This window comes from Sinomicrobium oceani (assembly GCF_900119185.1).
GTDB lineage: Bacteria > Bacteroidota > Bacteroidia > Flavobacteriales > Flavobacteriaceae > Sinomicrobium > Sinomicrobium oceani.
Map to the genome: position 1 here is coordinate 1 of NZ_FPJE01000040.1, position 22133 is coordinate 22133.

A 22133-nucleotide genomic window follows, 5' to 3' on the forward strand; every position below is an offset into this window, starting at 1 on the left:
TGCTTAAATCTTCCTAATTCGTAGCGAACAAATCGCTACTGTTAGTGCTGTCAACAATATATCAAGGAACTCCTTAGTCAATCTTTATCCACTTACTGTTTTTGTAAGCGGCTGCAAAAGTAAAAACCTTTTTTATTCTGACCAAACTTTTGCTTAACTTTTTTCAAAAAACTTTCCCGCTATCACTCTCCTAATCTCCCTCGCAAAGCGGCTGCAAAACTAATACCTTTATTCGTTCTGACAAACTTTTTGAAACATTTTTTTAAAGAACTTTTTCGCTTCCTTCTTCATCAATCATTCTCCTCCAAAGCGGGTGCAAATATATAACCTCTTCACAATCCCAACCAAATAATTTATGCCTTTTTTTTAATGTTTTTTACCAACACCTAAAGATGAATTACTTACACGAAAAAAGATTTTGGTATTACCAGCACACCACTGCACCAATAAGCCCTTAAACAGCACTTGCCACTACCTGAAAAAGTTCCAGACCAGGCCAAAACGCACAATAAAATCGCGATAAGGATAGTTTGGCGCAGCGTAATAATTATATCCTGTGAAGGAAGAATTGAAATGTTCGGCTTTTAAATAGATCCTTGTTTGCCTTACACGAGCGTTAATAAAGAAGTCCAGCAGCGGATATCCTCCTATTTTCTCCCGGGTCTGGGTATAGAATTCTCCGATCAGGGGATTATATCCGTCTGCATAATATTCGGTAAAATACTTAAGCGTGATCCCGGTTTGCAGATACATGGCTTTTTTAAAGACATGATTGGAATAATACAATGTATTGCGTGTTATAAATTCGGGGGTATTCATCACCAGATCGTCCTGCCCTACATTCTGATACATGATCGTATTATGAAGCGCAAACTTTCCGAATCGAAATTCGTTTTCTCCTTTTATCTTGAGATAATTGACACTACTCCCATATTGTGCCGGCCGGGAAAGGATCATATTCGGCTGACTTTCCGCATCGGCAGATTCGTAGAAATAAGTATAATTGTCTATAGTGGCATAACTCGCCGTAACACTACCCCATTTTTTCGATTTCAGTGTACCTCCCAGTGTATATACCTTCTCGGTGCCAAAGTCGTCATTCTGCCAATTGTAATTCTGATACTGACTCATATACAAAAGGAAGTTGAAATTGGGCATGCGCGCCACGGAGGAAATAAAACCGGAAAGCTGCACATCATCATTTATGTTATAGGAAATCCCACCGTTGAATATATTACCGGTCAGGTTCCCCACAGTGTTAACTTCCAGATCAGCATTGAAATTAACCCTCCCGATCCTTTTTGCCCATTCCCCTCCTATGGCGATCTCATTTCCTTTCAGCTGATTTCCAATCGTACCGTTCTGGGTGTACAGAATAGTTTTGAAATAATAATTGTAATTATAAAGGCTGGCTTTAAACTTCAGATCTCCGAATATCCGGTCTCCGTAATTAAGACTCAACCGGTTGTACATGGTTTTTAACCTTGACCTATCTTCTATATCAGATAATTGATAGGCACTTCCGAAATAACTTTCCACCGCGTCATCCTGTACATATTTATAAAATTTGGTCTCATACCGGAACTCGTGCCCGAATGAAAGCTTTGAGAAGGCCTGCCCCGGACGCACCAAAAAATATTCGTGATCCAGAAAATACCTCTTCCCGACCAGCAGGTTCTCGGCATTTTGAAAATAAACAGCCATACGGGCGCGGTCTGTGAATTCGGGCTCACCGGTTTCGAACTCTTCACGATTGGAAATCCCCCCGTTTTCCTGGTTGAGGATATCCTGCGAGACCAGGTGCGTCCGCATCCGGTACTTACCGTCAGGGGTCGTATAATTTGCAGTCATCCGAAAATTTCCCGTACTGGACAATATATGCTGGTATTTCCCAAGAGAGCGCAATCCTTTATAAGCTATGGAGAGATTAAACCTGCGCGAGGTGTTCATCGTAATAAAAGCATCGAGCAACTGTCCCTGTTCCATCGTTGTTTTAAAGAACAAATCGGTTGTAGGTGTAGGTACACTATAATAACTGATATCCTCAACCTCCATATAATTGTAATGCTTGGAGCGGGCACCCAGCTCCGGATATAAACCGGTAGTCCTGAAATTACGTGCCAAAGCATTGTACGTCTGTCCCAGATTGGAAAAAGGCAGAAGTTCGAAATCATCCCTACGCAGGTAATTATACTTATACTCCTTCCGGATGGTTAATGAAGTATCGAGATACGTAGTGTCCCGTTGATAGGAAATAATTTTATAATCCCTGATAGATACGGTAACCGTATCTTTTTCTTTAGAGGCCCCGGGCTTTTGTTTTAAAGGTCGCTGTGTGGAATCTTTTTCTCTTTCCCTGCCGGGAGCTTGCTGATCCTGCCCCTGAACCGCGAGACAGAAAAACACCAGGATATATACAAAAAAAATGTGCTTCATTGAAAACGGGTTGCTTAATATACAGCATAACGTCTGCTTCACCATGTTCTTATACTGCACTTACGAATCTATAAAAGGTGCATCAGGACAAAGGTATATTTTTTGAAAGAATAAGGAAGTGAATTAAAACCTAAAAATCATCGGTAGGCAGACCAGATGAAAAATCAATAAAAAGCCGCTTAAAACAACAGGATTTAAGCGGCAAGTATTCATTCCGGAAGTTATCTTCCTATGCTGCACATATAGGTGCTGTTCCGTCAGGACATAATTCATCGCAAGGAATAGGGCCCAATTCCGGATATAACAGACATATCCCGGTATTTTGCACCCCGCCTCCCTTAATCGTCCGGAGCGCTTTACGGTCTAACAGGGTTGCTGTACGGATATTTTTGAGTTTGTTCAACATAGCGATTAGCTTAATATTCTGATCAACCACCATTATATATAGACACATCCGCACCCTGTTTCTTCGGGCTGACATATTCTTATTGGCTCATTACAACCGGGGCCTCCCGGACCACCACTGCTATCACACTCGCAAATACCGTTATTACAGGTAGAGCCAGTCGGGCAATTCCCTTCTGCATCACAAAAGGACGCATTACAACCTCCGGCTGCACCCACAATTTTTCTTTGGTCTTCTTGACCCAATTCACGAATACCTTTCAGGTTTGAAATATTTTTTAACATCATAGAATTATTTAGGTTATACATCATTTACAATCTTATTGCGGCCCGGTATCGCAAGCATCTACATGGATAAGGCAGTCTCTTCTGCCACAAGGGGAACCCTGAATAGGATTTGCACAACATCCGCTGTACCCATTCCAGGTATAGGAATACGTGCCATCGGGGCAGACGATACCTGCTGCTCCGGTAATAAGCCGCTGCATGTCCGGCTCAATGGCCCGGACTCCGTTAAGTTGTAGAATTTCTTTTAGCATAATGTTTCTTTTTAGGTTATACATAAAATAAGTATCGAAGCATAAAAGACTATACTCCGGGGAGCTTTTTTTTCCGATCAGACACAAGGCGAATCCATAGAAAGACGGCACACGGGGTCATTCCATTCTCCTCCGCATATCATACATTGTTCTTCGGTAGAAGGCCATGAAGAAATCCCTTTGCCTTGTATAGCTTTTTGTTCAGCTTCATTAAGTCGGTAGACATCGATGTTTTTGAGAAGTTTTTTAAGCATAGCAGGTTATTTAGATCTTGATAAAATCATAAAACATCCCGGGGGCAAGGGACTACACCAAGTACAGGATTTGGAAGCCGCGATCAACAGATCACAGACTATCGTAAATACCAAATCCGTTTCTCCGTTGTCGGCAAGTTTTAATGGCCTTCATCCGGCGTTACACAAAACTTTTTTAAACTCATCCTTTTCCCGGATAATATTTTCTTCTTTAAATATACGTTTTTTTTCTTTTACCCACTAACTTTCAATACGGTAAATCATCAGGCATCCTCCATAAAAAGCCTCAGATCTGATATGGAAAAGCTCAGCGGACAAAGATAACCCCGGAAAATCGTAGCCGGAGTGTGGTTGATATTGTTTTCTTTACACCAGTTATACTGGGCATACAGGTATTGCTTGTAACGGGGTACATGCTCCTGGGCTGTCCTGCCATACCAACCGTACCACACTTCAAGACTGAAGTCTGATGTGTACCACCGATGCAGTGCTTTCCACGCTTGTTCCCCGCCTTCCTTTTCATAAATCTCAAAAACTTTATAGCAGACTTCGAGATATGGGTTTTGTTCGTTATCCGGGTTTACATTAAATACAAGCCGGAATCCCACAGCGTCACCCCCTTTCATTTTTTGCATCAGATCATAGTAGCTCTGATAGGCCTTTTTACAATATACACAGGAAGGACTCAGCACTTCATAAATGACCTCTCCGGCCAATGACCGTGTCGGGCCCATGGAGGGTATCTTGCTCAAACCTGTTTCGTCGACCTGTTCGCCTTCCTCCAGCAAGGCCTTAAATACTTTTCTGTTTCGCTTTAATGTTAAAAGTTCGATTTCGGCAACACGGAGATCCTTTAAACGAATCAGTTGTTCTTTCCACCATAACCATCCGAGGGCGATCAAAGAAATACTGATCATAAAAACGGGGAAAAACTGATAGACCGGAGTATAATCGGAGAACAACAGCAGAATACCGAACTGCAAACAGGTGACCAAACCAATCCCAAGACATATCACACACCATTTTTTGAGAACAAAAGCCTGGTAATATACCGAATAGAAAGCAAAGAGAACACCGGCAAGATGAACGATAAAGAACCACAGATCATTACAGACTCCAGGGGCTGCCAATAACGTCCATATCAATGCCGTAAAATATACCAGGCACAGATCGCTCAATGAGATCTTACCGAATATTCGGGCTCCCGGCGATGACAAAACTTCTCCGCAACTGGTTTTACTTCCGGCATTACAGATTTTATGAACGGCCCCGGAAAAAAAACCGAGCGTTTCCCGCACTGCAAGTACACTCAAAAACATTCCTGCCATACTCAACAGTAAAAAAAGTAAGGTTGAAAAGGTATAACCACCACTTATCAGACGGAGAAAAAACATGACCATCATAAGAATAAGCAAGGCTTTTGACAGTCCTGTCCCTAATTGCCACGCGGACCTGCTCTCTTTTGAGGCAGACTCTGCAACAAGGACGATACCGGACCATATTTTTAAAAAATGGTTTGCTTCCATTTCTCTTTTCTGCTTCCCTTCATATACCATGACCTTGTCTCCTGCCACTTTTTTGACATATAAGATGTCATAATGGCCTTCCATACCGGTTACGGCAATAAAAATTTCAGGAAGTTTGGAAAATTCCGTAACAGGAATTTTAACTACCATATTCTCAATCTCCCAATGACTAAGCGAATCTGATATGGCATACAGACTCGGATAATCGGGGTGAGATGTAAGTTGCCTGGTAAATTCGTCAGAGGTAATACTATAATGGTTATCCCGTATAAAACGGAAAATGTGGTAGAAAGGTTGTTCCATAGTCGAATTAGGTTAAGATATAAATCGTAAAAAATCAAGACATGTATACAAATAAAATGATGAGAGTGATTATGCCAAAAACCCTAACTATGTAATAGCATTCTACAACTTAATTAGGCATGTCTTTTTTAAGTCAACCTGATCAGATTGAAATTGAAAACATTTAAAGGAATGATTTGGAAATACAATTTTTTACAATTTAGAAAAACAATGCTCAATCTTTATCCTTGGCAGGTATGCTATCCTCTTTTCTGTACACGCTTAAAGTTACAAACACAAAATTGTATAACAAAAAAAGAGGCCGCCTTTTTTGACAGCCTCTTTTTGTTATAATGTATTTACTTATTAATAACCAGGGTTCTGATCATCAACCGTTATTGCAGAATTTCTCTCAATCTCCTGTTGAGGTATCGGCCAAAGGTTATTTCTCTCAGCTATAAAAACATTATTTGGTTTGTTCTCGATAACCTCATCCGCTATTCCCAAACGGGTTATTGTAAACAACCTATCTGAAGATTCTCCAAAAAACTCAACAAATCTCTCATGAGCTATCAATTCTACAAAATTAGAAGAATTAAGTGTCACGCCCCCAAGATTAGCTCTATCTCTTACTTCATTAATGTAATCAGATGCATCGGGGTCATCTCTACGTGCCAATAGTTCTGCATACATCAATAGTGCATCTGCATATCGAAACACATAAGCGTCATCATTACCTGTTCCTGGCTGAGTATATTTACCTATCTCATTTTGGGCTGTTATCAATATACTTCTCTCATCACCATCCTCAAACTCATTAATCAAAGCGGCAGAAGCTGCTACCTCTCCACGACCTCCTTTTGCAGAAATCAAATTAAAAAATGCATGATTACCTCCATCAGTATCGCTAAAGTCTACTGCAAAAATAGTCTCTTGCGAACTTGCAGTCAATCCATTTGTGCCAAACAAGGATTGGTAAGAATTCTCAAGACTATATTCTCCTATTATAGGTTCAAGGGTAGCTTCTGCATCAGTGTAATTACCTAATTCCATTTGAACTTTGGCCAAAAGCATCAAAGCAGCATTATGATTAAACCTATAATAATCCAGTCCTTCTGGCACATCACTTATCGCACTGTTAACATCAGTAAGAATCTGAGAATAAACTTCAGATACAGAAGATCTTGGAGTTGGATTCTGATCGATGTCATCAGGAGAAGTAAAGGCATCAAAAATTAAAGGCACACCTCCAAAAACTTTAACCAATTTATAATACACCAAAGCACGAATCCCTTTTGCCTGACCCGCTATTCTTAAAACTGCATCTTCATTCAATCCCAGTTCAGCACTCTCTACAGTATTAATAATCAAGTTAGCCCGGTAAATAGCACTATAATGTTGATTCCAATAATTTACGATTTCCACATTATTAAGAGCAGGATCATTTCCTCCCAACTCGGCAAAGCTGGGAAAAGACCCCGTATGGCTCATTTCATCCGCGTAAAGCCCAGTATAAAAAGTATCATATCCCCCATAGACTCTTGACAATTGTAAGCCACTATACAGGCCATTCAAAGCACTCTCAGCAGATGCTTCATCAATGATAATATTTTCTCCTGGTATATTATCGGTGGGAGTAGTATCTACAAACTCATCAGCACAACTGAATAAGATCGCTGTCAACCCCAATAAAAATATTTTGCTATATTTCTTCATAATACTGATCATTAAAATTTAAAGTTTACACCAAATTTATAGACTTTATTAAGTCCCTGTGTAAAAAAGTCAGTTCCTCTGGAAGCATTATCATTACCAAATGCATTTACTTCCGGATCCAACCCTGAATAATCCGTCCATGTAATAAGATTATCTCCCCCTACAAAAATTCTCAGAGAAACATTATTTCCTATTAGACTTGAAGGCAATGTATACCCAAATACTATTTCCTTTAATCTGACATAAGATGCATCTTCAATAAACCTTGAAGAATCTTGATTATTAAAAGATTGCACAGATCCATACCTAGGTCTTGGCAAATCGGTATCTGTATTTTCCGGAGTCCAGTAATTTAACTGGTTTGTAAACTTATTATAAAAAATTGATCCGGAAGACCCTGCAAAAGCCAGGGAGTTATTAAACAATTCTTTATTGTTTTCAAATTGAAAGTTAGCAGACAAGTCAAATCCCTTATATGAGAATGTATTTCTGAAGTTCCCTATTAAGCCAGGATTTGGATTCCCTATAAACACTCTATCATTAGCATCTATATTACCATCTCCGTTAACATCCATATACCTCACATCTCCTACATCAACACCTCTAGCTCTTACTGAAGCAGGAATTTCTTCTACAGATTGATATACTCCATCCGCTCTAAGTCCATAAAATGCCCCCAAGGGTTGCCCTACAGCCAAACGGGTTGCGAAACCCCTGTCAATTGGAATATACTCACCTGCAGCATCTCTTTGCAAACTAGTAATTTCATTTTGGTTCCACGCCAACTGTACTTGAGAAGTCCACCTGAAATCTCCTTCAAAAATTCGGGCACTAACAGCAAGCTCATGTCCCTTATTTTCCATTGAACCTACATTAGCAAAAACCGAAGTAAATCCTGATGAATTCCTTAGCGGTCTTTCAAGCAATAGATCATCTGTTTTTTTGATATAATAATCATATGAAATATCAATTCTGTTAAAAACTGTAATGTCCAATCCAAAGTTAGTCTGTGTAGTGGTTTCCCATGAAAGATCAGGAGCTGCTAATTGAGAAATAGCCGTTCCAGGACTTGTTGTATAGGGTGCAACTCCAGCCAAAAAACGAGATGCAAAGTTATCTAGTCCGGATTGGTTCCCTGTTTGTCCCCAAGAAGCCCTAACCTTTGTGGTAGTTAATATATCATTTTTAAACCACTCTTCATCAGAGACAATATAGGCTCCAGAAAATGCGGGGAAATATCCTATCGCATTATCCTTTCCAAAAACTGAAGAGGCATCAGCTCTCATTGTCCCTTCTACGAATAATTTGTCTTTCCAAGACAATCCTACCCTACCAAAGTATGAAAATATCTTATTTTCTGTGATATAATTTGAAGCAGTAATTGGAACAGCTCCCGCAACGGGATACTCAAAACCAGCCGGAATTTGGCTAGTTTCTACCTCAGTAATATCCCTATTGGTTCCTTCAAATGCAAAACCCAAAAGTCCTGTTAACTCGAATTCCCCAAAGGTCTTATTATAGTTTAAGGTATTAGTTACATTCCATCTGTTTATTAAATGAATTCCTTTATAAGAGCTTCCATTACTTCCTCGCCCTCTATAGGTAGTTGCAGGAAGAAATATCAACTCTTTTAAATCTATTCTTTCCAACGAAGCCTTAGTACTTATGTTTAAGTCATTGGTTATCTTGTAACGTAAGCCTAAATTAGAGAACATACGAAAAGTTCTGGTTTTTTGCTCATCCTCCAAAGCATTTTGAAGTGGATTAGAAAAACCAAAATCAGTTGTGTTAAATGTTCCATCCTCATTATATAGATTGAACCCTGGGTATTCCAATATTGAAGTAGTCAATGCTGAGTATATATTGTTATCTCCATTGACCCGGTCATTGTTAGATTGCGTTATAGTCGTAGACGCATCTATATCCAACCTATCACTTGCCTTAAAGTTTCCGGTAAAAGTCAGAGACCTTTTCCCAAAACTTTGTCCTTGAAGAACCCCGTCTTGTTGAAAATCAGTAAAATTAGTATAAAACCTTGCTGCTTCCTTACCTCCAGAGATTGTTACATCTGTCTGTTTCACAACAGCCGGATTATCTTTATATACGGCGTCTATATAATTATCCCCCCAATCAGAAGCATACAATTCATCTAATGAACTAAATCCCAAAGCCGGATCATTAAAAGGGTCAGGTCCTAAAGCTCCATTAGATGCAGCTCCTACACCAAAACCAGCAGATTCCAAAGCTATATCAGCAAATTGAAAGTATTGACCTGCTCTAAATATTTTTGGTTTGTTGATAGCACTCTGAAACCCCATGTAAGAATTGATTTCAACTGCAGCCCTGCCTGCTTTACCTTTCTTTGTCGTAATCAGGACCACCCCATTAGCACCTCTGGCTCCGTAAATGGCGGCAGAAGAAGCATCCTTTAAAACCTGAATAGATTCTACATCATTCAAATTTAAGTTAGCCAGTAAATCATTAGTCTGTCCACCATAAGCATCATTATTACCCACAGAACCTGTTAATATTGGAACTCCATCAACGACATAAAGGGGCTCATTGGAACCTGTAATAGAACTAGAACCTCTAACTCTCACTGAAAAAGCACCCCCGGGTGCACCAGAGTTCTGACTTACTTGTAAGCCATTAGCAGCTCCTTGTAAAGCTCCCGAAATAGTTGGCGTAGCAATACTTTTTATATTCTCTGCCTCCACTTTGGAAACGGCAGAAGTTAATGATTTTTTTGTCTGTTCTCCAAAACCAACCACAATAACCTCTTCCAAAGCTTGTGTGTCTTCTACCATTTGGACATTGATAGAAGAAGCAGTTCCTACAGACCTTTCTTCCATTGTCATTCCAACATAAGTAAACTGTAATACCTGACCATTACCGGCCTTAATATTATAGTTACCATCAAAATCGGTTTGGGTACCATTATTAGTACCTTTAACCACAATGTTAACACCGGGTAAGGGCAGACCTGTTTCATCGGTCACATTACCCGTAATGGTCTTCTCCTGTGCGAAGGAGACATGTACGATAAACGCTAATAAAAGCGTCAAAATCTGAGTAAATTTTGATCTCATATTACATATATTTGATTTAGCTTTCCGGCAAATATCTTAAAATATATTTAAAAATAACAAAAAATTAACAAATCAAAGCAAGGGTTTTATATCTGAAATTTCTGATGAGAATTAACGAAAGTTACCCATATCATCAAAATAAATTGAATTCCAGTTGTTTATAAAAAAAAGAGTCTTATTTATAAAAAGAATAAACTACAAATAAAATGTTAATACACCACCTGCATCATATTATGGAAGCCGGAACAGACGAAGCCGGAAGGGGTTGTCTGGCCGGACCGGTCACCGCCGCAGCGGTTATACTTCCGGAAATTTTTGATAATGATATTCTCAATGATTCCAAACAATTATCTGTAAAAAACAGAGATTTATTACGCCCTGTCCTGGAAAAAGAAGCAATCTGCTTCGGAGTTTGTCATGTTGCCGAAGCTGAAATCGATGAGATTAATATACTCAATGCCTCTATCGCAGGAATGCACCGGGCTATAGACCAGCTTTCGGTAACCCCGGAATACATCCTTGTAGACGGTAATCGTTTTAAGCCCTACGGAAAGATCCCTCATGAATGTATCGTAAAAGGAGACAGCAAGTATATGAGTATCGCTGCAGCTTCCATACTGGCCAAAACTTACCGGGATGCCTATATGGAAAAGATCCACGAGGAGTACCCTATGTATAACTGGAAGAAGAACAAGGGATATCCTACGAGAGAACACCGGGAGGCCATACTCCAATATGGCACCACCAAATATCACCGAAAAAGTTTCCGCCTGTTACCGGAACAGCTCAGGCTGGAGCTCTAAAAAACAAACCCCGGTTTCCTGAGGAAACCGGGGTCTTGTAATGATTCCCGTAAATACGGTTTACCATATTTTCACTCTCTTTTCCGGAGCCAGATACATCCCATCTCCTTCCTTAATATCAAATGCATCGTAAAACGAATCCACATTGAGAAGGGGTTGGGTTGCCCTGTATGCTGCAGGGGAGTGCGGATCCGTTTTGATCTGGTTTTTCAAGCCTTCTTCCCTGATCTTGCTTCTCCACACGGTAGCCCATGACATAAAAAAACGTTGTTCGGGGGTGAAGCCGTCTATAAGCCCGGGGTTACCATGATCTTTAAGATACATTTGCAATCCGTCATAAGCCGCATTGACCCCTCCGAGATCTCCTATATTTTCACCAAGGGTAAATTTCCCGTTGATAAATACATCGGGCAAGACTTCAATAGCACTATATTGATCGGCCAGATCATTCCCGAGTTTCTGAAATTGTTCCAGGTCTTTTTCTGTCCACCAGTTTTCAAGGTTACCATCCGCATCGTATTTGGCACCCTGATCATCAAAGCTATGAGATATCTCATGGCCTATCACAGCGCCTATCCCTCCATAATTTACGGCGGCATCTGCCGTAAAATTAAAAAACGGAGGTTGTAGTATGGCTGCAGGGAACACAATCTCATTATACGACGGATTAAAATACGCATTTACAATCTGAGGAGCCATGTACCATTCGCTTTTGTCAACCGGTTCTCCCAGTTTCTCTATATTCCGCTTAAAGCCCCAGTTAGAAACCTGCTGCATGTTCTCCATATAGGTCCCACCATCGGCAACAGATTTCACCTCCAGCTCGGAATAATCCTTCCACTTATCGGGATATCCTATTTTTACCGTAGTTTTATTCAACTTCTCAACAGCCTTGGCTTTGGTTTCTTCATCCATCCATGGCAGGGATTGAATTCTGATTTCATAAGCTTTGATCACATTAGCGATCATCTCTTCGGCCTGTGCTTTGGCTTCCGGAGGAAATTTCTTATCAACATACAGTTTACCGAGCGCTTCTCCCATACTTCTGTTGATGATCTGCAAAGCTCTTTCATCGCGGGGTTCCTGCTCTTTGGTTCCCTGAAGTGTTTTACCGTAAAACTCCCAGTCTGCGGTTTCTATCTCATCAGACAATTTTGCAGCGGCACGGTTAAGGGCTGTCCACCGTAGATAAGCCTTCCAATCCTCAATATTACCTTTAGCTAAAAAGGAGGGAAGTTCTTTAAAGTACTTTACTTCGCTGATCACTACCGTATCGACATCAACATCAAGTGATTTCAGATATCCGTCCCATGCTATTGCCGGACTCAGTTTTTTCAAATCCGATATTGCTGTAGGGTTATATCGCTTTTCTGGTTTACGACGCTCTACTTTATCCAGTCTGGGCGCTGCCATACGTGTTTCGAATGCCAATATTCGTCCGGCTTCTTCTTCTGCAGTTTCTTTGTCATAATCTATAAACCGGAGCATACGGGCTATATGAGCCTTATACTTTTCTCTTTTGTCTTTGGAATCTTCATCGTCTGCAACATAATAATCTCTGTCCGGCAAACCAAGGGTTCCCGCATGCAGGTACGCTACATTCTTGTTACTGTCCTTAGCATCTGCCCTTACGTTTACGCCAAAAAACCCGGCTCCTCCGAAAGGTTCCATTTCCTGAAGATAATGCTGTAGGTCTTCTACCGAAGTAATTGCATTTATCTTTTCGAGATACGGTTTGAGGGGTTCGACGCCCTGCGCATTACGCGTATCCATATCCATAATGGTTTCGTAAAGGTAGACAGCCTTAGCCTGATCCGACCCGGCATCGAGTGTGCTGTCTTTTACGGCATCTTTCAATATCCCGAGCGCATCACCGTTTGTCTTTTCCCTGAGTTCGAGAAAACTCCCCCAACGGGTTTTGTCCGCAGGTATTTCAGTAGAATCCAACCATTTTCCATTGACAAAACGAAAGAAATCGTCTTTCGCTGCTACGGTAGTGTCCATATACGCCAGGTTAATCCCGGGTATTTGCTCTACTTCTGCTACTTTTTCTTTTTTTTCCTGCTTACAGGAAGCTACAAGGCCTAAAGATAAAGCCCCTAAAAGCATGTTACCAGCACTTATTTTCATTGAAAATTCCTTTTTAATTAACCGCCAGCAAGTTAATAAAAAAACATTTTACACGCTCTTTTGTTGCATTATTAACTTATTTGTCCTCATTTTCAGGCTTCCGGACCTGTTGTAAACTATCGATGAAACGGTCGTCTTCCGAGTTCTTTATGGTTATCAATTCGCCGAGCTTATCATTGGGTACCGTTACCGATAGCACATAATGCCGTACCAGCCATTTCCCATCTTTTTTAACAACTACTCCGGAGCCGCGGCATACCTTCATCTGCGTATCGAGAAGTTCATCGAACCAGGCAATCTTGCCGTTGTCGGCCAGGTATATATTCCTGTCCAGGGCAGAAAAACTCCATGCTTTCCCCTTGTCAAAATACGGTTTGGCAAATGCCCTGAATGCTTCGGCTTCCCAGTTTTCCCCGGCATCCGTTCCTACATATACCGCATCGGGTGTCATCAAGGCAAAATAATCATCAAAATGTGCTTTGGCTGCCGCATCGTGCCAGGCATTCAGCATTTCATCTATACGTTGCACAGCATTATCCTGTGCCCGGACACCGTAAACGGTTATCAAAACTGCTAATAAAAGTATGGTCTTTTTCATGTGTATAAATGTAAAATCGCGATTAAGGCTTTTTTGTTCCGGTACTGTCACTGCCCTGCCGGAGACTGTCTAACCGGAGAGAATCTTTCCGCGCAATAGGCTCATTGGACATTTCGTTCAGGAACTGCTCCGTAACACTCCCTTTCATCATCACCTCCAACTGCCTTTCAAAGTCATTGAATGCTCTTAATATTTTCACTTTCTGTTTAACGAGATAAGCTTCCGGGACGGGGTCGGGAGCTTCAAGCCTGGTTTGCATCAAATAGGTTTTTACCACCGCAAGTCTGCTTCGCACCGAAGGATTATCGAACTTCGGAGGAAAGTCGGAACTTTCCAAAGCCTTTTGTTTTTCCAGAAGATCATCGAGTTGCAGCACAACATCACCACCTTCTTCTTCCCGGAACGCTTTCATAATACTATCCAGAGCCACGTATGCTTTCCATTGCCCGACTTCTTCCGCTCTTTCTCCCGTAAACCGCATCACTTCAGGAAGACTTACATGAAGTTCTTCTTCCGGAACTTCGGAATCCGTCTTCTGTTCGCTTTTTTTATCCCCGCGACAAGAGATTACCGTGCATATAACCAAGGTCAAAAAAATTCGTCTCATCGTTTTCTTCATATATACATCGTACGAAGATAAGGCTTCCCAAAAACATATAACGGATTTATCGTCTTTTGGAGCAAAAGTTTTTGGCTAAATACTATCTTTGGCACGAAACTTAATTTCGAAATTGTATGACTCCAAAAATCCTGATTATTGGTGCGTGCGGGCAAATAGGCTCGGAATTAACACTGGCGCTCAGATCTTTATACGGAAATGAACAGGTTATTGCCAGCGACATCAGAGCTGGAAATGAAGAACTGATGCAGTCCGGATCTTTTGAGATCCTGGATGCCACGGACAAAACCGCCATAGCTTCATGTGTACGAAAACACAAAATAACGGATGTTTATCTCATGGCTGCCATGTTATCGGCTACAGCCGAAAAATATCCGGACAAAGCCTGGAGCCTGAACATGAATTCTCTCTTCCATGTACTCGACCTTGCGAAGGATAAAGAAATACAGAAAATTTTCTGGCCGAGCTCTATAGCGGTATTTGGTCCTACCACACCCAAGCAGAATACACCGCAACGAACCATTATGGAGCCCTCAACGGTGTATGGGATCAGCAAACTTGCCGGAGAGCGATGGTGCGAGTACTATTATAAAAATTACGGCGTGGATGTCAGGAGCATCCGTTATCCCGGACTGATCAGCTGGAAAACAAGCCCTGGCGGAGGTACTACGGACTATGCCATTGAGATTTACCATAAAGCATTACAACAGGGTTCTTATGAGTGTTTTCTGAACAAGGACACCAGGCTGCCGATGATGTATATGGAAGACGCTATACGAGCTACCATCGCTATTATGCAGGCCGCTGAAGATACGATACGGGTACGATCTTCCTACAACCTTGCTGCCATAAGTTTTGACCCTGAAGAAATTACGGAAACCATCCGGGAACATATTCCGGATTTCAGTATCAGTTATGCTCCTGATTTCCGGCAGAAAATTGCCGATACCTGGCCTCATAGCATAGACGACACGAACTCCCGGGAAGACTGGGGTTGGCAGCCACAATACGATCTTAAAACCATCACTGCGGACATGCTGTCCAACCTGGAAAGCCTGGTATAATCCGTTTCCCGCCCCGGAACGACTTAACCTAAACTTATACTCATGATCGTAAAAGAAAAGAAAAGGGTCCGTCCCCTGATCGGTGTATTGCTTTTCGCAATATCTATCGTGTTGTTTGTTATTACCTGTCCCCTCGGTTTTATATACGGGCTTTTTTATACAGCTATTCAAAAGTCCGTCCGGGGAATTGGCGAATATACCTTGCAGATGGCCATATCCATAGATCAGTTAGGCAATGTAGTGATGCAGCATATACTCAACCTGCTGCTCATTAAAAAGGGCGGTTATAAATTCGGCAACCGGGATGAAACCATCTCCAGTGCCATAGGCAAGAACATTCAACTGGAAACACTTTCGGGATTCGGGAAACTCATAGACAAAATCCTGGATTTTATCGATCCGGATCACTCTCTGAATTCTATAGATTATCATATTGAGCCCCGGGAAAGGGCTTACAAGCAATAAAAAGCAAATCAGGAGGCTCTGTTTCCTCTCAGCAGCCGTGCAAATACCCTCTCTTTGAGATTCTCATATTTTCGAAGATGACCGATATAGTTACCTCTGTGCTTCTCGTGATTGTTCAGGTAATAAATGTCACAATCCACGCTGTCGCATTCCAGCGCATTGACCATACTGTTTTCGTAGCGGCAAAGCGCAGCCATCAAAAGTGTATTTTCCCGACGCAGGGAATACAGCTCCCGGGACAATAAATCGTTCCCCTCGGTCCGGCTTTCCAAAGGCATCAGGTATTCTATTTCACGACTGATAAACTCCAGATGCTCCAACCAGTTCCCTACTTCTTCCTTGTCTTTTTTCTTCATGATAAGCCGATCGTCATCGTGCGGATAAAATGGTATCGAATGCATAATTTACTATTTAGAACTCTTATTTGTACCGGCCTCTGTACCCCATATCGGGAGCGCATCTACTTGTTTTGCTCCTCATCGCAAAAAAAAGACCGTGCTCCCGGAAAGTATTCCGTTTCATCTGCCCCTGTCGCTGATACAGGACGACAGGAAAAATACGAATTTTCCTTATTCACTCTTCAAGGCAGGAAAAGGGGCCTCTCCGGGATACGGTCTCCTCATCTACTACGAATCACTAAATCTTAACATCTTGCTCGACTTCCTCTATCGTCAGGGAGCGAGGTCCTGTCGGAAATTCCCACATCAGCGAATCTCCGGCTGCATACCCCATTACTGCAGCTCCCATCGGGGTAAGTATGGAAATCTTATCTTGTTTGATATCGCTTTCATTAGGTAAAACCAGTTGAAAACGTTTCTTCCATCCACCGTCAGACGCTACGGAAACAAAAGAATTGAAACGTATAACATCGTCCGGCATCTGATCTTCATCGCAGACACGCGCAGAAAGGAGTTCGTCTCTGAGGTGCTTTACAGAACTTTTAAATACATTATCTCCGTAGTATCCGGACAGTTGCAAGAGTTGTTTTAACAGCACATACTCTCTCTTTTCAATAATCAGGTTTTCGTATTTCATGTCAATTAATTATTTCATCATCGGGAGGACCTTTCCGTTACGGGAATATCCCCCGCTGCATATAGGCCTGTTCCAGTCGCTCTATAGCAATACTGAAGGCGGCCGTACGCATATCGGTATTTTTATCGTCGGTAACACGCATTACCCTGCTGAAAGATTCTCTCAGTTTCTTCTGTAACTTCTCCATAACTTCCTCCAGTTGCCAGATCTCACCATTACGGTTTTGCAACCATTCGAAATAGCTTCCGATCACACCACCGGAATTACACAGGATATCGGGAATTATAGCAACTCCTTTTTCGAGGAGAATTTTTTCGGCCTGCACATCGGTAGGTCCGTTTGCTCCTTCCGCAATAAGGAGTGCTTTTATAGCATCGGCATTTTTATCGGTAATCTGGTTGCCCAGCGCTGCAGGTATACAGATATCGCAATCCAGCCCAAAGAACTCTTCGTTACGGAGAACATCCGCCCGCGGGAATCCTGCTACAGCATTTTTATTTCCGGCCATATAGGTAAACAGCTCATCTACCGGAATACCTTTCCGGTTGATTATACTCCCCGAAGCATCCTGTACCGCTATAAGCAATGCCCCCTCCTCTTCCAGGAAACGGGAAGCCCAGTACCCTACATTCCCGAAGCCCTGCACGATAAACTTTCTTCCTTTAAGGTCGATATTATTATGCGCTGCCCAGAATTTTATACACAGGTATACTCCGTATCCCGTAGCTCTGTCACGGCCTTCCGACCCCCCGGCTCCTACAGGTTTTCCCGTAACCACATGCAGGTTACTGGAACGTTCGTTCGGAGACTTCGTAGACATATAGGTATCGAGTATCCAGGCCATAGTCTGCGCATTGGTATTGACATCCGGTGCCGGAATATCCAGTTCCGGTCCTATATTATCACCGAGGGCATAGGTAAACCTTCGGGTAATACGCTCCAGTTCGGCAGCAGAATATTTGGCCGGATCAATCTGAATACCTCCTTTAGCTCCGCCAAAAGGCAATCCTGCCAAAGAAGTTTTCCAGGTCATCCACATGGCAAGTGCTCTTGCAGCATCGATATCTACGGTAGGATGGTATCGCAGTCCGCCCTTATATGGCCCTAAGGCATTGTTGTGTTGTACACGATAACCCGTAAAAACCTCCACATTCCCATCGTCCATTTTTACAGGAAAATGAACAACCAGTTCGTTATTGGTAATTTCAAGGATCTTCCTAATGTCCGGGTTCAAGCCTATACTATCGGATGCGTGATTGAATTGTCGCATAACATTCTCGAGCATCCCCTGCTTCCCTGTTTTTTGTCGCTTTTCTTTTTCCTCTTGTGCTATCATTTGTGTTTGTGTGTATTCATGGATTAATACTCTTTATACATACCTGAATCCGGCTTCCTGTTTCCGGAACAACGTATGGTCGTACTCACTACAGGAAATCACTTCCGATTTCTTTGCCGTAAGCACACACGTTGTCCGGTGCCGGCATGTAGCACAGATGCTTTTACCGTATTTTTCCATCTTGTTAGTGTTCATATTGCTACACTAAAGGCAAGAGGCATGCCGTAACGTATGCTGCTTTGAATACTAAAAAACAAAACACTGAAAAACAAACACTTAAGAAAAAAATATTTATTCCCCAAAAAAGAAGAACGGGGAATATTTCCATAGCAGGGGAGAAAATCCCCGGAGTAAAAGATAAGCTCCGGCATATTGACCACCGGGATTTTTGTGATGTTACTGCAGTTTGCTGCGAAGTGTTTTTCTGTCTATTCCCAAAATCTCGGATGCTTTGGTCTTATTATCATCTACGGCCCGGAGCACTCGACGGATGTACTCTTTTTCCATTTGAGCAAGAGGTACAAATACATCCTGAGGGAAATCGATATTATACTTGAGGTTTTCGGGAATATCTTTCAATTCTACACGGGTATCGCACATAATCACGGCTCTCTGGATAATATTTTCCAGCTCCCGTATATTCCCCGGCCAGTCATAACGCAATAATACGTCCATCGCGTCCGGAGCAACCGCAAGCAAACGATCTTTGTACTCCACTCCGTATTTCTGAAGATATTTTTCTACCAGGAGCGGAATATCCGATTTTCTCTTTCTCAGTGGAGGAACATCGATCTCTACCACCGTCAGCCGATAATAAAGATCTTCACGGAATTTCTTCTGGCGTACAAGTTCTTTCAGATTGCTATTGGTAGCAGCGATGACCCTTACTTCTATTTTCTGCGCTTTACGCGCCCCCACCCGGGTAACTTCTTTTTCCTGCAACACCCGAAGCAGTCCGTTCTGTACCTGGAAAGAGGCATCTCCTATCTCGTCCAGAAAAATAGTTCCTTGGTGTGCAGCCTGAAAAAATCCGAGGCGGTTTTCGCCTGCACCGGTAAACGCTCCTTTTTCATAACCGAACAATTCGGACTCCAGCAGACTTTCCGGAATAGCTCCGCAGTTTACCGCTACAAAAGGTTCCCTCGAAAACTTACCACTGTAATGAATGGCCCTGGCTACAAGTTCTTTTCCGGTACCACTCTCTCCCTGGATGAGAATAGTCGCCCGGTTATCCCGGACTCTCCCTATAATATCCTTGACCTTCTCGAGTCCTTCCGACTTACCAATCAGTTCACCATATGCCAGCTCGTCCTGTCCTTTACCTTTTTCCTCCCTTCCTTTGTCACCCTTGATATTTTCGAGAGACTTGGACACGGCAGCACGCAGCTCTTCTTTGGTAAAAGGTTTGATCAGGTAGTCTACGACCCCGGATTTGCCTATATTCCAAGCATTTTCCGTAGATATATATCCGGTAACAACCAGTATAGGCATGTCCGGATAGTGTTCGGACGCATACTGAATCAACTCAAAACCATCCACCCCAGGCATCCTGAGATCCGTTACCAGCAAATCTACCGGAGCATCCCGAAGAATAGACACTGCTTCCTTGACAGAAACTGCTTTGTACGTATGGTAATCCATAGCCTGCAGATGCCTTTGCACCAGTTCGAGAATATGGATATCATCATCTACGATGAGAATATTTTCCTTCCTGTAACTCATTACTGCTTTTTTGGTAATTTGATTTCGAAAACGGTTCCTCCTCCTTTTCCGGCCCTATGCCGGATCTGCCCCCCATGACCGGTGATGATGCCATGAACAACACTAAGTCCTAAGCCCGTACCTTCGCCGGTGGGTTTGGTCGTAAAAAACGGTTCAAAAACCTTGTCTCCCACAGTCCCGGGTATCCCTTTACCCCCATCCCCGATTTCCAGCACCACATTATTTCTGTTTTCTCCGGCTCTTATAATGATCTCCCCATTGACCGGCGAGTAATAAACAGCATTCATAATAAGGTTAAACAATACCTGGGTCATCTGTATCTCATCGACTTTTACAGCTATATCCTCTCCTCCGAAAACGACCACCGGGGTGAGTCTACGGTTCTGAAACGTAGGCTTCAGTAGCTTCAGCACATTTTCGACAACGGGCTTCAGCAGGACATTTCTCCGCACCTGCGGAACTTCGCAGGTAAAGAACATGAGCTTCTTCACGACCTCCCTGCAGAAGATAGCATTCTCCTTAATCTTATTCAAGTCATCGATTTCATCGTGGTCCGTCATCCTGCTTTCCAGCAATTCGGCAAAACCGAGAATATTGGTCAACGGCGTATTGAGTTCATGAGCTATTCCTGCGGTTATCTCTCCCATAATATTAAGCCGGTCCGCTCTTTCCATTTGTCGCTTGATAGCGAGTTCGCTCTCCCTTATTCTCTTTCTTTCCAACAGATTTCCAACCTCCAATCCTACGTTTTCAAGAAGTTTATGCTCTTCTTCCAGAAAATCCGTAACCGAATACCTGCTTGCCGGATACCCCACTTCTATCCATCCTTCATCCCGATTAAACACCTTTATGACAGAACGTATTGCAACCAGTTCTTCTTCTTCCAACAAATCGCCGAGCGCATATTCTTTGGTCCTGATCACTACCCGGGTATCCTTTTCAAACAACCAGGCCCTCTTCAGGCAATGTACAATGGCATCCAAAGAGATTTCGGGATGATCGTAATCACAATTTACAATAATGGAAGTGATCTCATATAAACAGGTAAGTTCCTTAATTCGTTCCTTAAGCTTGTCCTCTATAGTATCCATAAGTTTCCGTATCCTTCTTCTCCAAAATTAAAACTTAAATCGGTTCCACCGAAGGCACAGTGAGATAATCTGTCCGGAATCCGGAATCCGAAATTCTTTTCGCCGGGCTTCCATAGCTTATAGAAGTAAGATACGTATGAAAGGAAAGGTTTTGAGGATTATTTTAAATAAACCGAGACTATCCAAATTTTATTCAAGCCTTTAATCTTTATCTGAGCAGGTTTTACTTAAATAATTTCATATATTCTCTGAATAAATAATTTTTTCCTCTTTTTGCTCCTGTTTGCACAACATCGATAATCTTATCAAAAAGATAAAAAAGTAGACAAAAACAAAGTGACTTTTCATAACGATGATGTATTGCAAAAGTTGATGTATCTCTGGCGAATGAAAATAAGTAAAAAATGACATTTAGTGGAACCTAATATGAAACCACTCACCTGAGCATTTTAGCAATGATCCGTTATTTCCCGAAAAACTGGAATTTGACGGAACAAATTATCGAACTATTCGGATGAATGCCATTGCCCATCATATATTCCAGACAAACAACGGATTACCACAAAATAAAAACAGGAAAAGCGATCATTTCAATCTCTTTTCCTGTTACGTAGCCTCGCCAAGAATCGAACTTGGATCTAAAGTTTAGGAAACTTCTATTCTATCCATTGAACTACGAGGCCCCATTGGTCTCTACTTTATAGAAGAAACCATATTCTAAAAAGCAAAAAAGCAACCGTAGTTGCTCTATTTATCTGTTCTCCCTCTTGGGCTCCCTTCGACTAAGCTCAGGGTAAACAACACTTCGATAAACTCAGTGCAACGCTTCTCGCCCAACAACGTTCACTTTGCTCCCCCTCTTGGGCTCTAACCTCCCGATAACTATCGGGATGAGCTAAGGAGGGAGGTATTTCATAATTGTAAAATCTGAATATAAGAACGTAAATTCCTATGCTTTACAGCACTTTGCTCCCCCTCTTGGGCTCGAACCAAGGACCCTCTGATTAACAGTCAGATGCTCTA

At 42.0% G+C, this 22133-nt stretch carries 20 protein-coding genes and 1 tRNA gene; 3 read left to right on the plus strand and 18 right to left on the minus strand.

Annotation, left to right across the window (positions count from 1 at the left end; translation table 11 throughout):
* Window positions 1-471: 471 nt before the first annotated feature.
* The 8 genes from BT112_RS20725 to BT112_RS20755 form a co-directional block, all read right to left on the minus strand.
* Window positions 472-2436, minus strand: coding sequence for a putative porin (locus BT112_RS20725; RefSeq protein WP_072319370.1), 1965 nt, complete (start codon window positions 2434-2436; stop codon window positions 472-474).
* A 229-nt stretch (window positions 2437-2665) separates the two neighbouring features.
* Entirely contained in the window at window positions 2666-2842 is a 177-nt protein-coding gene (locus BT112_RS21955; RefSeq protein WP_175545847.1) for a hypothetical protein, read from the minus strand.
* Between the two features lie 79 nt (window positions 2843-2921).
* A complete protein-coding gene (locus tag BT112_RS20735; protein ID WP_175545848.1) occupies window positions 2922-3092 on the minus strand; it encodes a hypothetical protein in 171 nt (56 codons plus the stop codon).
* A gap of 69 nt (window positions 3093-3161) precedes the next feature.
* Window positions 3162-3380 (minus strand): hypothetical protein, encoded by a 219-nt coding sequence (locus tag BT112_RS20740; RefSeq protein ID WP_072319372.1) that lies wholly within the window; start codon window positions 3378-3380, stop codon window positions 3162-3164.
* A gap of 77 nt (window positions 3381-3457) precedes the next feature.
* A complete protein-coding gene (locus tag BT112_RS21960; protein WP_175545849.1) occupies window positions 3458-3634 on the minus strand; it encodes a hypothetical protein in 177 nt (58 codons plus the stop codon).
* Between the two features lie 263 nt (window positions 3635-3897).
* Entirely contained in the window at window positions 3898-5463 is a 1566-nt protein-coding gene (locus BT112_RS20745) for a vitamin K epoxide reductase family protein (protein ID WP_072319373.1), read from the minus strand.
* A 345-nt stretch (window positions 5464-5808) separates the two neighbouring features.
* On the minus strand, window positions 5809-7158 hold the full coding sequence (locus BT112_RS20750) for a RagB/SusD family nutrient uptake outer membrane protein (RefSeq protein WP_175545850.1): 1350 nt from the start codon (window positions 7156-7158) through the stop codon (window positions 5809-5811).
* 11 nt (window positions 7159-7169) lie between these two features.
* A complete protein-coding gene (locus tag BT112_RS20755) occupies window positions 7170-10247 on the minus strand; it encodes a SusC/RagA family TonB-linked outer membrane protein (protein WP_083565019.1) in 3078 nt (1025 codons plus the stop codon).
* A gap of 206 nt (window positions 10248-10453) precedes the next feature.
* Between BT112_RS20755 and BT112_RS20760 the strand changes: the two genes are divergently transcribed.
* Window positions 10454-11050, plus strand: a complete 597-nt coding sequence (locus BT112_RS20760; RefSeq protein WP_072319375.1) for a ribonuclease HII — start codon at window positions 10454-10456, stop codon at window positions 11048-11050.
* Window positions 11051-11110: 60 nt separating this feature from the next.
* Here the strand turns inward: BT112_RS20760 and BT112_RS20765 are convergent, their stop codons facing one another.
* From BT112_RS20765 to BT112_RS20775, 3 genes are all read right to left on the minus strand, one after another.
* Complete coding sequence (locus tag BT112_RS20765; RefSeq protein ID WP_072319376.1) at window positions 11111-13180, minus strand: M13 family metallopeptidase; 2070 nt, start codon at window positions 13178-13180, stop codon at window positions 11111-11113.
* 76 nt (window positions 13181-13256) lie between these two features.
* Window positions 13257-13778 (minus strand): nuclear transport factor 2 family protein, encoded by a 522-nt coding sequence (locus BT112_RS20770; RefSeq protein ID WP_072319377.1) that lies wholly within the window; start codon window positions 13776-13778, stop codon window positions 13257-13259.
* A gap of 22 nt (window positions 13779-13800) precedes the next feature.
* A complete protein-coding gene (locus tag BT112_RS20775) occupies window positions 13801-14385 on the minus strand; it encodes a hypothetical protein (RefSeq protein ID WP_072319378.1) in 585 nt (194 codons plus the stop codon).
* Between the two features lie 128 nt (window positions 14386-14513).
* On the opposite strand from BT112_RS20775, the gene BT112_RS20780 reads away from it, so the two are divergent.
* Both BT112_RS20780 and BT112_RS20785 read left to right on the plus strand, forming a co-directional pair.
* The gene (locus BT112_RS20780; protein WP_072319379.1) at window positions 14514-15461 is read left to right on the plus strand and encodes an NAD-dependent epimerase/dehydratase family protein; all 948 of its coding nucleotides are present in this window, start codon (window positions 14514-14516) and stop codon (window positions 15459-15461) included.
* A 42-nt stretch (window positions 15462-15503) separates the two neighbouring features.
* Complete coding sequence (locus BT112_RS20785) at window positions 15504-15926, plus strand: hypothetical protein (RefSeq protein WP_072319380.1); 423 nt, start codon at window positions 15504-15506, stop codon at window positions 15924-15926.
* Window positions 15927-15934: 8 nt separating this feature from the next.
* Here BT112_RS20785 and BT112_RS20790 read toward each other — a convergent pair whose 3' ends face one another.
* From BT112_RS20790 to BT112_RS20820, 7 genes are all read right to left on the minus strand, one after another.
* Window positions 15935-16327 (minus strand): hypothetical protein, encoded by a 393-nt coding sequence (locus BT112_RS20790; RefSeq protein ID WP_072319381.1) that lies wholly within the window; start codon window positions 16325-16327, stop codon window positions 15935-15937.
* 235 nt (window positions 16328-16562) lie between these two features.
* Window positions 16563-16961 carry a GreA/GreB family elongation factor gene (locus tag BT112_RS20795; protein ID WP_072319382.1) on the minus strand — a complete coding sequence of 133 codons (399 nt, stop codon included), beginning with the start codon at window positions 16959-16961 and terminating at the stop codon, window positions 16563-16565.
* Between the two features lie 37 nt (window positions 16962-16998).
* Window positions 16999-18297 carry a Glu/Leu/Phe/Val family dehydrogenase gene (locus BT112_RS20800; protein ID WP_072319383.1) on the minus strand — a complete coding sequence of 433 codons (1299 nt, stop codon included), beginning with the start codon at window positions 18295-18297 and terminating at the stop codon, window positions 16999-17001.
* A gap of 33 nt (window positions 18298-18330) precedes the next feature.
* Window positions 18331-18492, minus strand: a complete 162-nt coding sequence (locus BT112_RS21965; RefSeq protein ID WP_175545851.1) for a hypothetical protein — start codon at window positions 18490-18492, stop codon at window positions 18331-18333.
* 201 nt (window positions 18493-18693) lie between these two features.
* Window positions 18694-20019, minus strand: coding sequence for a sigma-54-dependent transcriptional regulator (locus tag BT112_RS20810; protein ID WP_072319385.1), 1326 nt, complete (start codon window positions 20017-20019; stop codon window positions 18694-18696).
* Window positions 20019-21110 carry a sensor histidine kinase gene (locus BT112_RS20815; protein WP_072319386.1) on the minus strand — a complete coding sequence of 364 codons (1092 nt, stop codon included), beginning with the start codon at window positions 21108-21110 and terminating at the stop codon, window positions 20019-20021. The genes BT112_RS20810 and BT112_RS20815 overlap by 1 nt, the downstream gene beginning before the upstream one ends.
* A 611-nt stretch (window positions 21111-21721) precedes the next feature.
* A tRNA-Arg gene (locus tag BT112_RS20820) sits at window positions 21722-21793 on the minus strand.
* Between the last annotated feature and the right edge of the window lie 340 nt (window positions 21794-22133).

What these genes read in the sequence shown, in the direction of transcription:
- BT112_RS20725 (WP_072319370.1), bottom strand. Translation starts at nt 2,436, where the DNA reads ATGAAGCACATTTTTTTTGTATATATCCTGGTGTTTTTCTGTCTCGCG.
- BT112_RS21955 (WP_175545847.1), bottom strand. Translation starts at nt 2,842, where the DNA reads ATGTTGAACAAACTCAAAAATATCCGTACAGCAACCCTGTTAGACCGT.
- BT112_RS20740 (WP_072319372.1), bottom strand. Translation starts at nt 3,380, where the DNA reads ATGCTAAAAGAAATTCTACAACTTAACGGAGTCCGGGCCATTGAGCCG.
- BT112_RS21960 (WP_175545849.1), bottom strand. Translation starts at nt 3,634, where the DNA reads ATGCTTAAAAAACTTCTCAAAAACATCGATGTCTACCGACTTAATGAA.
- BT112_RS20745 (WP_072319373.1), bottom strand. Translation starts at nt 5,463, where the DNA reads ATGGAACAACCTTTCTACCACATTTTCCGTTTTATACGGGATAACCAT.
- BT112_RS20750 (WP_175545850.1), bottom strand. Translation starts at nt 7,158, where the DNA reads ATGAAGAAATATAGCAAAATATTTTTATTGGGGTTGACAGCGATCTTA.
- BT112_RS20755 (WP_083565019.1), bottom strand. Translation starts at nt 10,247, where the DNA reads ATGAGATCAAAATTTACTCAGATTTTGACGCTTTTATTAGCGTTTATC.
- BT112_RS20760 (WP_072319375.1), top strand. Translation starts at nt 10,454, where the DNA reads ATGTTAATACACCACCTGCATCATATTATGGAAGCCGGAACAGACGAA.
- BT112_RS20765 (WP_072319376.1), bottom strand. Translation starts at nt 13,180, where the DNA reads ATGAAAATAAGTGCTGGTAACATGCTTTTAGGGGCTTTATCTTTAGGC.
- BT112_RS20770 (WP_072319377.1), bottom strand. Translation starts at nt 13,778, where the DNA reads ATGAAAAAGACCATACTTTTATTAGCAGTTTTGATAACCGTTTACGGT.
- BT112_RS20775 (WP_072319378.1), bottom strand. Translation starts at nt 14,385, where the DNA reads ATGAGACGAATTTTTTTGACCTTGGTTATATGCACGGTAATCTCTTGT.
- BT112_RS20780 (WP_072319379.1), top strand. Translation starts at nt 14,514, where the DNA reads ATGACTCCAAAAATCCTGATTATTGGTGCGTGCGGGCAAATAGGCTCG.
- BT112_RS20785 (WP_072319380.1), top strand. Translation starts at nt 15,504, where the DNA reads ATGATCGTAAAAGAAAAGAAAAGGGTCCGTCCCCTGATCGGTGTATTG.
- BT112_RS20790 (WP_072319381.1), bottom strand. Translation starts at nt 16,327, where the DNA reads ATGCATTCGATACCATTTTATCCGCACGATGACGATCGGCTTATCATG.
- BT112_RS20795 (WP_072319382.1), bottom strand. Translation starts at nt 16,961, where the DNA reads ATGAAATACGAAAACCTGATTATTGAAAAGAGAGAGTATGTGCTGTTA.
- BT112_RS20800 (WP_072319383.1), bottom strand. Translation starts at nt 18,297, where the DNA reads ATGATAGCACAAGAGGAAAAAGAAAAGCGACAAAAAACAGGGAAGCAG.
- BT112_RS21965 (WP_175545851.1), bottom strand. Translation starts at nt 18,492, where the DNA reads ATGAACACTAACAAGATGGAAAAATACGGTAAAAGCATCTGTGCTACA.
- BT112_RS20810 (WP_072319385.1), bottom strand. Translation starts at nt 20,019, where the DNA reads ATGAGTTACAGGAAGGAAAATATTCTCATCGTAGATGATGATATCCAT.
- BT112_RS20815 (WP_072319386.1), bottom strand. Translation starts at nt 21,110, where the DNA reads ATGGATACTATAGAGGACAAGCTTAAGGAACGAATTAAGGAACTTACC.